Annotated in this window: 15 protein-coding genes; 3 read left to right on the forward strand and 12 right to left on the reverse strand. The window is 69.8% G+C overall.

All coding sequences use genetic code 11. The annotated features are described in order from the left end of the window. From AC3XYG_RS13080 to serS, 4 genes are all read right to left on the reverse strand, one after another. On the reverse strand, nucleotides 1-380 hold a 380-nt coding region (locus tag AC3XYG_RS13080), incomplete at its 3' end, for a LysM peptidoglycan-binding domain-containing protein (RefSeq protein ID WP_489140275.1). Between the two features lie 59 nt (nucleotides 381-439). Then, the gene (locus tag AC3XYG_RS13085) at nucleotides 440-1,111 is read right to left on the reverse strand and encodes a protein-L-isoaspartate(D-aspartate) O-methyltransferase (RefSeq protein ID WP_489140276.1); all 672 of its coding nucleotides are present in this window, start codon (nucleotides 1,109-1,111) and stop codon (nucleotides 440-442) included. A gap of 30 nt (nucleotides 1,112-1,141) precedes the next feature. Continuing rightward, nucleotides 1,142-1,897: a 5'/3'-nucleotidase SurE gene (gene surE / locus AC3XYG_RS13090; RefSeq protein WP_489140277.1), complete on the reverse strand. Its 756-nt coding sequence runs from the start codon at nucleotides 1,895-1,897 to the stop codon at nucleotides 1,142-1,144. Between the two features lie 7 nt (nucleotides 1,898-1,904). Further along, nucleotides 1,905-3,182 carry a serine--tRNA ligase gene (gene serS, locus AC3XYG_RS13095; protein WP_489140278.1) on the reverse strand — a complete coding sequence of 426 codons (1,278 nt, stop codon included), beginning with the start codon at nucleotides 3,180-3,182 and terminating at the stop codon, nucleotides 1,905-1,907. A gap of 209 nt (nucleotides 3,183-3,391) precedes the next feature. Here serS and AC3XYG_RS13100 point away from each other — a divergent pair, with 209 nt between their 5' ends. Next, a complete protein-coding gene (locus tag AC3XYG_RS13100; protein ID WP_489140279.1) occupies nucleotides 3,392-5,065 on the forward strand; it encodes an ABC1 kinase family protein in 1,674 nt (557 codons plus the stop codon). 64 nt (nucleotides 5,066-5,129) lie between these two features. Continuing rightward, the gene (locus tag AC3XYG_RS13105) at nucleotides 5,130-5,582 is read left to right on the forward strand and encodes a GFA family protein (RefSeq protein ID WP_489140280.1); all 453 of its coding nucleotides are present in this window, start codon (nucleotides 5,130-5,132) and stop codon (nucleotides 5,580-5,582) included. A 51-nt stretch (nucleotides 5,583-5,633) separates the two neighbouring features. Here the strand turns inward: AC3XYG_RS13105 and tatC are convergent, their stop codons facing one another. The 8 genes from tatC to AC3XYG_RS13145 form a co-directional block, all read right to left on the reverse strand. Beyond that, nucleotides 5,634-6,464 carry a twin-arginine translocase subunit TatC gene (gene tatC, locus AC3XYG_RS13110; protein WP_489140281.1) on the reverse strand — a complete coding sequence of 277 codons (831 nt, stop codon included), beginning with the start codon at nucleotides 6,462-6,464 and terminating at the stop codon, nucleotides 5,634-5,636. Nucleotides 6,465-6,467: 3 nt separating this feature from the next. Next, nucleotides 6,468-6,995, reverse strand: a complete 528-nt coding sequence (gene tatB / locus AC3XYG_RS13115; protein WP_489140282.1) for a Sec-independent protein translocase protein TatB — start codon at nucleotides 6,993-6,995, stop codon at nucleotides 6,468-6,470. Between the two features lie 60 nt (nucleotides 6,996-7,055). Further along, nucleotides 7,056-7,307 carry a twin-arginine translocase TatA/TatE family subunit gene (gene tatA / locus AC3XYG_RS13120; RefSeq protein ID WP_489140283.1) on the reverse strand — a complete coding sequence of 84 codons (252 nt, stop codon included), beginning with the start codon at nucleotides 7,305-7,307 and terminating at the stop codon, nucleotides 7,056-7,058. A gap of 119 nt (nucleotides 7,308-7,426) precedes the next feature. Then, nucleotides 7,427-8,035: an SMC-Scp complex subunit ScpB gene (gene scpB, locus AC3XYG_RS13125; RefSeq protein ID WP_489140284.1), complete on the reverse strand. Its 609-nt coding sequence runs from the start codon at nucleotides 8,033-8,035 to the stop codon at nucleotides 7,427-7,429. After that, nucleotides 8,032-8,856 (reverse strand): segregation and condensation protein A, encoded by an 825-nt coding sequence (locus AC3XYG_RS13130; RefSeq protein WP_489140285.1) that lies wholly within the window; start codon nucleotides 8,854-8,856, stop codon nucleotides 8,032-8,034. The genes scpB and AC3XYG_RS13130 overlap by 4 nt, the downstream gene beginning before the upstream one ends. Nucleotides 8,857-8,901: 45 nt before the next feature. Then, nucleotides 8,902-9,924, reverse strand: a complete 1,023-nt coding sequence (nagZ, locus tag AC3XYG_RS13135; protein WP_489140286.1) for a beta-N-acetylhexosaminidase — start codon at nucleotides 9,922-9,924, stop codon at nucleotides 8,902-8,904. Between the two features lie 14 nt (nucleotides 9,925-9,938). After that, entirely contained in the window at nucleotides 9,939-10,913 is a 975-nt protein-coding gene (locus tag AC3XYG_RS13140) for an SPOR domain-containing protein (protein WP_489140287.1), read from the reverse strand. Between the two features lie 153 nt (nucleotides 10,914-11,066). Beyond that, the gene (locus AC3XYG_RS13145; protein WP_489140288.1) at nucleotides 11,067-12,230 is read right to left on the reverse strand and encodes a deoxyguanosinetriphosphate triphosphohydrolase; all 1,164 of its coding nucleotides are present in this window, start codon (nucleotides 12,228-12,230) and stop codon (nucleotides 11,067-11,069) included. A gap of 215 nt (nucleotides 12,231-12,445) precedes the next feature. On the opposite strand from AC3XYG_RS13145, the gene erpA reads away from it, so the two are divergent. Then, complete coding sequence (gene erpA, locus AC3XYG_RS13150; protein WP_489140289.1) at nucleotides 12,446-12,787, forward strand: iron-sulfur cluster insertion protein ErpA; 342 nt, start codon at nucleotides 12,446-12,448, stop codon at nucleotides 12,785-12,787. Nucleotides 12,788-12,834: the final 47 nt, after the last annotated feature.

Genomic DNA, 12,834 nt, shown 5'->3' on the forward strand with positions numbered 1-12,834 from the left:
GGTGTCGGTACGGTGCCGGGGATCCCGGGCGGCACGGCGACGCCGGGCTGGACCGGGGGTGCGGCACCGGGCGGCGGCAGCCGCTGGACCGACAGGCCCGCGCCGCCGATCGGCTGGGTGTTCAGGGGCGTCCCGCCCATCGGCGTGATCGGCGTCGGCCCGGTGGGCACGCCGCCGGCGGAGGGCAGCGTGATGACCGGCGCCGCCCCCGGCAGGGCGCCCGGGGCGCCGGGCAGCCGCAGGGTCTGGCCCGTCTGCAGGGCATAGGGCGGCTGCAGGCCGTTCAGCGCGATCAGCCCCGGCATCGAGACGTCGTAGCGCCGGACGATCGACAGCACGTCGTCGCCGGGCTGGACCTGCGCCGTTGCCGGGCGCTGCACCAGGTCGTCGGCGCTGGGAGGGGTGTTGCAGGCGGCGAGGCTCGCGGCGGCAAGCGTCGTCAGTAGGATTGACCGGAGCCGCCCTCTTCCCTGTCGGGAAGATCCGGCAACAACGGCACGAAGCGAACTGGCCACAGATCCTCCCGTTCCAATCCGGATTCGGTGCGCGTGAAACGGACCAGACGCTGGTTCCGCTTCTCGTCGCCCATGGGAATCACGATTATACCACCGATCGCGAGCTGATCCGTCAGCGCACGGGGCGGCACGTCGCCGCGATGGGCGGCGGTCACGATAATGCGTTCGAACGGCGCCTGTTCCGGCCAGCCCTTCATGCCGTCGCCCCAGCGCGCGGTGATGTTGCTGATGCGCATGGTGTCGATCCGGCCCAGGGCCAGGTCGAGCAGCGGCTTGTGCCGTTCGATGGTGTAGAGGCGGCGGCAGATCCGGGCCAGCACCGCGGCCTGGTAGCCGGAGCCGGTGCCGATCTCCAGCACCTTGTGCCGGTCGGTGACCGACAGCGCCTGGGTCATCAGCCCGACCACGATCGGCTGGCTGATGGTCTGGCCATGCCCGATCGGCAGGGCGATGTCCTCATAGGCCTGGTCGAGGAAGGCGTCGGGCACGAAGGCCTCGCGCGGCACCCGCTCGATCGCGCCGAGGACGCGATGATCCGAGATCCCCGAGCGGCGGAGATGCATCAGGAGCCGGATCAGCCGCGGCTCGGCAATCATCGCAGGGTCCCCGTCACGCGCCGGTATCCGTCAGGCGTAGGCCTGCCGCAGCGTCGACACCGCGGCGGCATGGTTCAGGTCGAGATGCAGCGGCGTCACCGTGATGTGGCCTTCGCGCAGCGCGGCCACGTCGGTCTCGTCGCCCTGCACCGCCTCTTCCGTCCGGCTCGTGCCGATCCAGAAATAGGTCCGGCCGCGCGGGTCGATCCGTTCTTCCAACACGTCGCCGATCTTGCGCAGGCCGTGCGGCACCACCGCGATGCCCTTGACCGCGTCCGGATCGACCGCCGGAAAGTTGATGTTGACCAGCACCTGCGCCGGCCAGGTCGCGGCGATCGCCTTGCGCGCCACCTCGGCCCCCCACTTCGCCGCCGTCTCCCAGTCCGGCCGTCGGCCGTCGGCGAATTGCTGGCTGAAGGCGATGGCGCGGATGCCCAGCAGCGTCGCCTCCATCGCCGCGGCAATGGTGCCGGAATAGGTCACGTCCTCGGCGATGTTGCGGCCATGGTTGACGCCGGACAGCACGAGGTCCGGGCGCTTGTCCTTCATCACATGGTTGACCGCCAGCAGCACGCAATCGGTCGGCGTGCCATCAACCGAGAAGCGCTTTTCCTCGATCTGCCGCAGCCGCAGCGGCCGGTGGATGGTCAGGGAATGGCTGACCGCCGACTGCTCCGTCTCCGGCGCGCAGACCCAGACGTCGTCCGACAGCTCGCGGGCGATGCCTTCCAGGACGGAGAAGCCGGTGGAATTGATGCCGTCGTCATTGGCCAGGAGGATGCGCATGCTCGCCTCAGCTCTTCGCGGCCGGCAGGATTTCGAGGCCGCCCATATAGGGTTTCAGCACATCCGGCACGACGACGCTGCCGTCGCCCTGCTGGTAGGTCTCGAGCACCGCGACCAGCGCCCGGCCAACCGCCACGCCCGACCCGTTCAGGGTGTGGACGAAGCGCGTCCCCTTCTCCCCCGCCGCCTTGAACCGGGCCTGCATCCGCCGGGCCTGGAACTCGCCGGTGTTGGAGCAGGAGGATATCTCGCGATACCGCCCCTGCCCCGGCAGCCAGACCTCGATGTCGTAGGTCTTGCGGGCAGAGAAGCCGAGGTCGCCGGTGCACAGCGCCACGGTGCGGAAGGCGAGGCCGAGGCGCTTCAGCACCGTCTCGGCGCAGTCGGTCATGCGCTCATGCTCCAGCGCCGAGGCTTCCGGCGTGGTGATGCTGACCAGCTCGACCTTGCTGAACTGGTGCTGGCGGATCATGCCACGGGTGTCGCGCCCGGCCGAACCGGCCTCGGACCGGAAGCTGGGCGTCAGCGCGGTGAAGCGCAGCGGCAGCGTCTCCTGCTCCAGGATCTCGCCGGCCGCCAGGTTTGTCAGCGGCACCTCGGCGGTCGGGATCAGCCAGTGGCCGGTGGTGGTGCCGAACAGATCCTCGGCGAATTTCGGCAGTTGGCCGGTGCCGAACATCGCCTCGTCGCGCACCATCAGCGGCGGCGCGATCTCGGTGTAGCCATGCTCGGCGACGTGCAGATCCAGCATGAACTGGCCGATGGCCCGCTCCAGCCTGGCCAGCGGCCCGCGCAGGACCACGAACCGCGCGCCGGACAGCTTGGCCGCCGCGGCGAAATCCATCAGCCCCAGGCCTTCGCCGAGATCGACGTGATCCTTGGCGTCGTTCAGCCGGCGCGGTTCGCCCGTGCGCCGGATCTCGACATTGGCGCTCTCGTCCGGCCCCTCGGGCACGTCGTCATCGGGCAGGTTCGGCAGTTCCGCCAGCCGCGCGGCCAGCGCCGCCTCGGCCTCGCGGTCGGCCTGCTCCAGCTCGCCCATCCGGGTCTTGATCGACGCGACCTCGTCCATCAACGGCTGGGCGTCGCCGCCCTTCTGCTTGACGCCGCCGATTTCCTTCGACGCGACGTTGCGCCGGGTCTGCAGCGTCTGCAGCTCGGTGGTGATCGCGCGGCGGCGTTCGTCCAGCGACAGCAATTCGGCTGCAAGCGGCGACAGACCCCGCCGAGCCATCCCCTGATCGAAGGCTTCGGGGTGCTCTCGGATGAATCGGATGTCGTGCATCGCGCCGCTCTGTATGCCAGATCAGGGAATCGTGCGCTGGTTATAGGGGGACGGCCGCCGCGACGCAAACGGCCTGGGCCCCGAAAACCCTGGATTCGCAACCGGCCGCGGCCATTCGCATCTGGCGGCGGAACGCGGCGGCGGCTACGACGTTCCAGGCATCTCCGCCTCGCGACCGCCTGGGCGGCCGTGCCAACCGCAGGACGCTCATGCAGGTGTTCCCGACCGCCTTCGTCGTCGCCCGCGATCTGAAGCGGCTGCAGCAGATCGTCACGGTCCTGCTGCGCTTCGGGTTAGGCGACGTGGTCCGCCGGCTGGGCCTGTACCGGCTGTTGAAGCAGGGCGGCCTGACCCCGACCGAAACCGGGCCGGCAGCGCCCGGCCAGGACACCCCCGCCCGGCTGCGGCTGGCGATCGAGGCGCTGGGGCCGACCTTCGTCAAGCTCGGCCAGATCCTGGCCACGCGCAGCGACCTGCTGCCGCCGGAATGGATCGCGGAGCTGGAAAAGCTGCACGACCGGGTGCCGCCCCTGCCCTATGAGGCGCTGGCACCGGTGGTCGAGGCGGCGCTGGGCGGCCATCCCGACGTGATCTTCGCCCGCTTCGACCGCGAGCCGCTGGCATCGGCCTCGATCGCCCAGGTCCACCGCGCGGTGCTGATCGATGGGACCGAGGTGGTGGTCAAGATCCGGCGCCCCGGTCTGCGGCCGATGGTCGAGGCCGACCTGCGGCTGCTGGCCCATGCCGCCAAGCTGGCCGCATCCGAACTGCCGGAGCTGCGCCGCTACAACCCCGAGGCGATCACCCGGCACCTGTCCGCCGCCATCAGCGAAGAGCTGGACCTGGCCAATGAGGGCCGCAACGCCGAGGTGATCGCCAGCCAGTTCGAGGACCAGCCCGACATCGTGGTGCCCGGCATCCACTGGAGCTGGACCAGCGAGGAGGTGCTGGTCCAGGACTTCATCGACGGCATCCGGCCGAACGACGAGGCGGCGCTGGCCGCCGCCGGGCTGGACCGGTGCCGGCTGGCGGCGCGCAGTTCCAACGCCTTCCTGCAGATGATGCTGATCGACGGCGTGTTCCACGCCGATCCGCACCCAGGCAACCTGCTGTGCCTGGATGGCGACCGCATCGCCTATCTCGATTTCGGCACCATCGGCCGCCTGTCGAGCCGGCGGCGCGACCAGCTGGTAACGCTGATGGCCGCGATCACCGGCGGCAGCGCTGCCGGGGTGCGCGAGGTGCTGCTGGATTGGGCGGGGCAGCCCGATATCGACGCCCGGCCGCTGGAAGAGGCGGCCGAGGCCTTCCTGGCCCGCCATACCCGCGGGGCGCTGGGCCAGTTGAAGCTGGGCCAGGCGCTGACCGATTTCGTCGCTCTGATGCGCGACCACGACCTTGCCCTGCCGCCCGACCTCGCTTTGGTGCTGAAGGCGCTGATGACGGCCGAAGGGGTGACGCGCCGGCTCGACCCAGAATTCGACGTGGTGCGCGAGGTCGAACCGGTGGTCCGCCGCGCCCTGGCCACACGCTATTCGCCCGAGGCGCTGCTGCAGCGGGCCGGATCGGCGCTGCTGGAGCTGCAAGCCCTGGCCGGCGACGCCCCCGGCATCCTGCGGCGGGTGCTGCGGCGGCTGGAGAAAGGCCGGATCAAGGCCGAGATCGAGATCGGCCGGATCGACCGCTTCGGCCGCAGCATCGAACGCGGCGCCACGCGAATCGCCATCGCCATCGTCACCGCCGCCTTCGTCGTCGGGCTGGCGCCGATCCTGGCCGATGCCGGGCCGCGCCTGGCCGGCATTCCCGGCTTTGCCCTGCTAGGGGCCCTGATCGTGCTGGCCGGGATCGCCTGGCTGGTGCTGACCGGACGCCGGCGGGACTAGGTCTGGCCGGCCGCCGCCCGAGACCTTAAAAGAGGGCCAATGTCTGGAGGCCGGGAGGGCTGATATGGGCGATTCGAGCTTGCCGAAAGAGGGCCAATGCCGTTGCGGGCAGGTGCGCTTCAGGATCACCGCGCCCCCGCTCCTGACCATGGCCTGCCATTGCACCGGCTGCCAGCGCATGAGCGCGAGCGCGTACTCGCTGTCCGCGGCGATCCCGAGCGAAGGATTCGAGGTCGTTCAGGGAGAGCCGGTCATCGGCGGCCTGCACGGCCCCAACCGGCACTTCTTCTGCCCGCACTGCCTGACCTGGCTGTTCACGCGGCCCGACGGCCTCGACCAGTTCGTCAACATCCGCCCGACCATGCTGGATGATGCCACCTGGTCCACGCCGTTCATCGAGACCTTCACCACCGAGAAGCTGCCCTGGGCGGTCACGCCGGCCGTCCACAGCTATGAGACGTATCCGCCGATGGACGCCTATGGCGACCTGGTCCGGGACTACGCCGAACGGGGCTAAATAGGATTTAGAGGTTGGGTTCGCCGAGCAAACCCACCCTAGGTCCTATGATTACGCCGGGGTGTCGGGGTCGGAATTGCCGTCTTCGGCACCGGCCGCCGCTTGGCGCTTGGCCCGGTCCCGCTCGATCATCGAGCCGAGGAAGATCGCGAGCTCGTACAGCAGCAGCATCGGCACCGCCAGGCTGACCTGGCTGATCGCGTCCGGCGGGGTCAGCACTGCGGCGACGATGAAGACGATGACGATGGCGTAGCGGCGCTGTTTCTTCAGCGTCGCGACGCTGAGGATGCCGACCCGCACCAGCAGGGTCAGCAGCACGGGCAGCTGGAAGGCCAGCCCGAAGGCGAGCAGCAGCCGCATCACGATGTCGAGATATTCGCCGACCCGGCCCTCGAACCGGATGTCCAGGCCGTTCCCGCCCTGGTCGCCCAGGATCTGGAAGGACAGGAAGAACTTCCACGCCAGCGGGAAGACGACGAAGTAGACGACGACCCAGCCGGCGACGAACATCACCGGGCTGAACAGCAGGAACGGCAGGAACGCCTTGCGCTCGTTGCGGTACAGCCCCGGCGCAATGAACATCCACAGCTGGCTGGCGATGATCGGGAAGGCCAGGCAGATGCCGCCCCACAGGCCGATCTTGACGTAGGTGAAGAACACCTCGGTCAGGCCGGTGTATTGCAGCGACCGGGCTGAGCCGGGCGGCAGCGCATCGGCCAGCGGCTGGGTCAGGAAGACGTAGATCGTCTCGGCGAAATGATAGCAGACCAGGAACCCGATCAGCGTCGCCACGACCGCATAGATCAGCCGCTTGCGCAGCTCCAGCAGATGATCCATCAGGGGCATCTGCTTGTCGTCGATCTCCTTGTCAGAGGTCGCCATGGATCAGCTCGTGCGGTCAGGCGAAGACGGGGCGGCAGCCGGCGCCGGGACCGGCTCGGGCGTTGCGGCCAGCGGGGCGGACGGCGCCTCGGATGCCGGAGCGGGCTTGGCCTCTTCCGCCGGATGCGGCCCTTCGACCGCATGCGGCTCGGCCGACGCCGGTGCGGCGTGGCCGTTCACCGAACCCATTGCGGCCTTGTCGGGCTCGGCCAACGGCGTGGCGCCCGGTGCGGACTGCTCGAACGCCTGCTTGATATCCTTGACCGGATCCAGCACCGAATTGACGTGCTCGCTCATCTGGCCGCGGATGTCGAACTGCTTGGTCGCATCCTGGACGGTCTTGCGCACCTCTTCCAGCTCGGCCTGGCGCACGATGTCGTCGACATGCCGCTGGAATTCACCGGTGATGCGGCGGGCATGCCGCGTCCATTTGCCGAGCTGATACAGCGCGCGCGGCAAATCCTTCGGGCCGAGCACGACAAGTGCCACGACCACGACAATCATAAGCTCCGACCAGTCGAAACCGAACATCACACTCGTCCATCACGCCCCGCCACCGGGACGGGGCGCGGTTCCGGTTCCCCGAAGGGACTATTGGCGATCGACGGTCGTCCGGTTCGGACTGCCGGCATCGGTGCCCGCAGGCGGCGGCACGGCCGGGCGTTCGTCCGGGTCACCCGCTTTGGGATCGTCCTGCAGGCCGGTCTTGAAGTTCTTGATCCCTTTGGCCAGGTCGCCCATCGCCCGCGGCAGCCGATTCCCGAAAATCAGGAGCACGACGACCAGGACGATCAACCAGTGCCAAATACTCAAACCACCCATAAAACTTTCCTCCAGCCCCAAGGCGGGCGGATCATCGCAGAAACCCCCTGGGACCGCAATGCCGGCAGACAGGTCGAATCTGCGCGGAAATCCTCATGTTTGAGAACAGCCGGACAAGACGACGCGGCCACCGGCGTGGCCTATTCGCGATCCTCGTCATCCCGCGGTTCCGGCTCGTCATCGCCGGACAGGCTGCCGCCGGGCAGCACCGCCATGGCCGGTCGGGTGTCGAGCAGGCCGGAGGCCTTGAGCTCGTCGAGCCCGGGCAGGTCCTTGACGTCGCCGAGGCCGAAATGATCGAGAAACCCCTGGGTGGTGATCCAGGTCAGCGGCCGGCCGGGCGCCTGCCGCCGGCGGCCCGGGGCGATCCAGCCGGCCTCCAGCAGCGTGTCCAGCGTGCCCTTGCTGGTGGTCACCGCTCGCACCGCCTCGATCTCCGGCCGGGTCACAGGCTGGTGGTAGGCGATGATGGCCAGGGTCTCCAGCGCCGCCCGCGTCATGCGGCGGACGACGTGGCCGCCGTCGCGGATCAGCGGCGCGAGGTCGAGCGCTGTGCGGAAGGCCCAGCCGCCGGCGACCGGCATCAGCACCACCCCCCGCCCCTGGTAATGCGCGGCCAGGGCGTCGATCAGTCCCGGCACGTCGGCGCCGTCGGGCAGACGCTCGGCGATAGCGGCTTCGGTCAGCGGCGTCGGCGATGCGAACAGCAGCGCTTCGACCAGGCGGAGGGCTTGGCTCAGTTCAGTCATTCTTCAGGAATCGGGGCATCGTCTTGGGCTTCAGGAACCCGGGTCTGGGCCTTGAGCCAGATCTGGCCGAACAGCCCGTCCTGGCGGATCGCCAGCCTTCCGGCCTTGGCCAGCTCCAGCGTGGCGACGAAGGTGGCGGCCAGGGCGGAGCGCCGCACCAGCGGGCTGCCGGTCATCGGCGGCAGGAAGGCGGCCAGCGTGGTCCAGTTCGGGAACCGGCCGAGCATCGCCTCCATCCGCTCCAGCGCCTGCTCCGGCGAGTACAGCAGCGAGGCCTCGATCCGCAGCCCGCCCTCTGCCGCCGCCTTGGCGCTGTGGTGGTCGGCATAGGCCTTGAGCAGGTCGTACAGCGACACCGCCCAGACCGAGGTCACCACCGTCTCCTCATCCTCCGCCGCGCCGCGCGGGAAGCGGTCGTGGCCAAGCTGCGGCAGCGCCATCAGGCCCAGCCCGGCCTCGCGCATCGCGTTCAGGCGGCGCAGCTGGAACGCCAGCGCCTCCGCCAGCTCGGCCCCGCTCGGCTCGTCGTCGCTGGGCGGCACGGGCAGCAGCAGGCGCGACTTGAGATAGGCCAGCCACGCCGCCATCACGAGGTAATGCGCCGCCAGTTCCAGCGACAGGCGCCGGGCATGCTCGACGAAGGCGAGATACTGGTCGGCCAGCGCCAGGATCGAGATCTGGGTCAGGTCGACCTTCTGCTCGCGCGCCTGTTCGAGCAGCAGATCGATCGGCCCTTCATAGGATTCGAATTTGAGAATGAAGGCGGCATCGTCCCGGTTCGTCACCGGCGGCGTCTCGACCTTCGACCAGTCATCCAGCATGGGCGGAGTGTCGCTGGCCGGACGCGCCGGTGCAACCGCGATCGATCACGCGGCCGGAAGACGGCCGAGCAAGTCGCGGACACGGTCGAGATACTGCGCCACCGGCCGGTCGCTGACAGGCCGCCGCAGCGCTTCGCCACGGGCGATCCGAGCTGCCGTGGCGGGGCCGATGGCGGGAATCACCTCGGCGATCGCCCGCATCTCGGCTAGGTCGCCATTGCAGTGCAGGGCGAGGTCGCATCCCGCGGCCAGCGCTCGCCGCGCCCGCTCCGGCAGCGGCCCGGCCAGGGCGCCCATCGACAGGTCGTCGCTGCACAGCACGCCGTCGAAGCCGATCCGGCCACGCACGGCGTCGCGGATCGCGGTCGGCGACTGGGTGACGGGATGATCCGGGTCCAGGGCGGTGAAGACGAGATGGCCGGTCATGCCCCAGGGCAGATCGGCCAGCGCCCGGAATGGCGCGAAATCGGTTCGGTCCAGCGTCTCCAGATCGGCCTCGACCAGCGGCAGCGCGACATGGCTGTCGACCCGCGACCGGCCATGGCCTGGCAGGTGCTTGACCACCGGCATGGCGCCGCCGTCGAGCAGCCCTTCCGCCATGGCGCGGCCCAGCTGGGCGACCAGGGCCGGGTCGCCGGAAAAGGCGCGGTCGCCGACCACGGTGCGGTCGGCGCCGGGCAGGTCGAGGTCCAGGACGGGGGCGGCGACCACATCGATGCCGGCGGCGCCGACGGTCAGCGCGATCGCCGTGGCGTTGGCCCGCAACACCTCCGCCGCCGCCTCCCCATCGATCGCCGCCAGCGCGCCGAAGCGGCCCGCGGCGGGAAAGGACGGCCAGTGCGGCGGCCGCAGCCGGGCGACGCGTCCGCCCTCCTGGTCGATCATGACGGGTGCCGTGCGGCCGACCGCATCACGCAGATCGGCCACCAGCGCCGCCAGCTGGGCCGGAGTGTCGCAGTTGCGGCGGAACAGGATGAAGCCGAGTGGGTCGGCCTCCCGGAAGAAGCGCCGCTCCTCGGCCGTCAGGACAAGGCCGGCGCAGCCGAACAGGACGGCCTTCGAAGACATGGAAACCCTTGGATTCAGCGGGGAACGACGAGGCAGCCGGTCTTTTCGCTGGCCAGAGCGTCGCACAGCCGTGTCGCTGTCACCTGGTCCAGCGGCACCGCCTGCACCCGGTAGCCGAGTCGGGCGGTGGCCGACACCTGCGGCGCGGCCAGCTGCAGCGTGCCGAACAGCTCGGGGAAGCGGCGCTGGAACCGGGCCCATTCCGCCTGCGCTTCTTCCGGCGTGGCGACCGCCGCGATCTGCACCGCGAAATGGCCGCCGGTCACCGCGGCGATGGCCGGCATGACAGGGACTGCCGCCGCCGGCGGGGTCGGCAAGGCCGCCATCTGCATCGGCGTGCCGCTGTCCGGGTCGACCCAGCCCTGTGTCGTTCCGCCCTGCCCGTTCAGCAGCGCGGCGATCGGATCGGCCGCAGCGGCTGCGGATTCGGTAGAGGGGGCCGGCGCGGAAGGATCCGCAGCCGCCGTCGTGGCCGGAGCGGACGGATCTGCAGCCGGCGCAACCGATTCGTCCGGCACCGCGATCGGCGCCACCACCGGGGCCGGCGCCTGGACCGGGCCAGCGGCCTGGCCGGCGCGCGGCAGCAGGATTTCGAGCACCCCGGCCCCGGCCGATGCGGCCGGCAACGGCAGGCGCCAGCCGCGCTGGTCGCTGCCGGCGGCGGCGGGCCGCGGCATCGGCTGTTCCGGCGGCGGCAGCACGCTGGCCACCGTCAGCGGCGCCTGCTTGCGGCCAAGATCCTGCAGCACCAGGCGGTCCTGGTTCGGGATGTCGATGCCTCCGGGCTGTTCCGGCCGGGTGCGGAATTCGGTCTTGTCGGCCCGGATGATCGGCACGCCGCCTTCCATCGAGACCGTGGTGTTGGTGGTGTAGCTGGAGATCAGGATGCCGGCGAACAGGATGACCACGACGAGGATGAACCCCACCGTGACGATCCGGCCCCAGGGCAGTGTTGCCTGCACCGGCCGGAGCTGAACCGAAGCGGTCATGGGGAGCGCATGCGGCGCTTCCTGCCAGGTCCCGTTCGGTTCGAGTCGCAGCTGCGTAGCGGTGTCGACCATCCCCTTCCCCTCAACTGATTCGGAATCGTAGTCCGAATCGGAGGATCGGGCGATAAGAAATTGATTCCATGCAGAAGATAGTCAAATCGGCCGGTCGAGAGCGAACAGGCGCTGGTGTTCCAGCAGGGCGAAGCGGTCGGTCATCCCGGCGATGTAGTCCGCCACCACCCGGGCTTGGCCGATAGCGCCCGCCGCCTCGGCCTGGCGGCGCCAGTCGGTCGGCAGGGTGTTGGGCTCCGCCATGAACAGGGTGAACAGGTCGCGTACCACCCGCCGCGCCTTGCTGGTCTCGCGGTTGACGAGGTAGTGGCGGTAGACCTCCTTGAACATGAAACGGCGCACCACGGCGAGATCCGCCGCGACCGTGTCGGAGAAGGCGATCACCGCCTCCGACGCCGTCCGCACCGCCTCGACCGAGGTCGGGCCCAGCGCGGCGAGGCGCCGTCGCGATTCCGCCAGCAGGTCGGTCACCATCTGGTCGATCACCCGCCGTACCGTCTCATGCACCAGCCGGCGCCGCGGCAGGCCGGGATGCAGCGCCTCGACTTCGGCCAGCACCGGGCCGACCAGGGGCAGCGGACGCAGATCGGCGAGGTCAAGCAGCCCGGCCCGCAGCGCGTCGTCGATATCGTGGTTGGTGTAGGCGATGTCGTCGGCCAGCGCCGCCACCTGTGCCTCCGGCCCGGGCTGCGAGCCGAGATCGAGGTCCCAGACGCCGCGGAACGCATCGATCGTGGCCGGCAGCGCCGCCCCGGGCAGCAGCGGCAGCAGCGGGCCGTTGTGCTTGACCACGCCCTCCAGCGCCTCCCAGGACAGGTTCAGCCCGTCGAAGCCGGCATAGCGCTGCTCCAGCGACGTCAGGATGCGCAGCGTCTGGTCGTTGTGGTGGAAGCCGCCATGGCCGGCCATGGCGGTGTGCAGCGCATCCTCGCCGGCATGGCCGAACGGGGTGTGTCCGAGGTCGTGCGCCAGGGCCACCGCCTCACCCAGATCCTCGTCCAGGCCGAGCGCCCGGCAGATGGTCCGGGCGATCTGGGCCACCTCCAGCGTGTGGGTCAGCCGGGTCCGGTAATAGTCGCCCTCGTGATAGATGAAGACCTGGGTCTTGTACTGCAGCTTGCGGAAGGCCGAGGAGTGCACGATGCGGTCGCGGTCGCGCTGGAACGGCGAACGCATGCCGCTTTCCGGCTCGGGGTGCAGCCGGCCGCGGCTGCGGTCCGGGCGGGAGGCATAGGCTGCGGTCATTCTGGGCGGGTACTGATCGTTCGATCCGGGCACAGGGTAGCCTTGCGCCCGCCATGGCCACACCGCAACCGAAAGTCGCGGATGGCGGCCGCCGAATCCGGTGCGCGGCCTGATCCGCCGGCGATGCGGGGCTGGCCGTCGCGGCCAACGCTTTGCATATGACCGAACCCTCCCTACATTAGTGGGGACCAGTTCCTTCGACCGGTGGACACGCCATGCCAGACGATGGCCGCATCCTGAGCCTGACCGAGAGCGCCGCCCGGCGGATCGCCCAGTTGAGGCTCGCCGAGCACAACGACGCCCTGATGCTGCGCATCGAGGTGTCCGGCGGCGGCTGCCAGGGCTTCCAGTACGGCTTCAAGTTCGACGACACGGTGCGTGACGACGACCTGACCTTCCGGCGCGACGACGTCACCGTCGTGGTCGATGATTCGTCGCTCGACCTGCTGGCCGGCGCCGAGATCGACTATGTCGACGAGCTGATCGGCGCATCCTTCCAGGTGAAGAACCCGAACGCCGCGTCCTCTTGCGGCTGCGGCACTTCCTTCGCAATCTGAGCGCCCGCGGCCGCCGGAGTCGGTGGCCGGCCCGGATTGTTCAAGGA

This window comes from Inquilinus sp. (assembly GCF_057815775.1).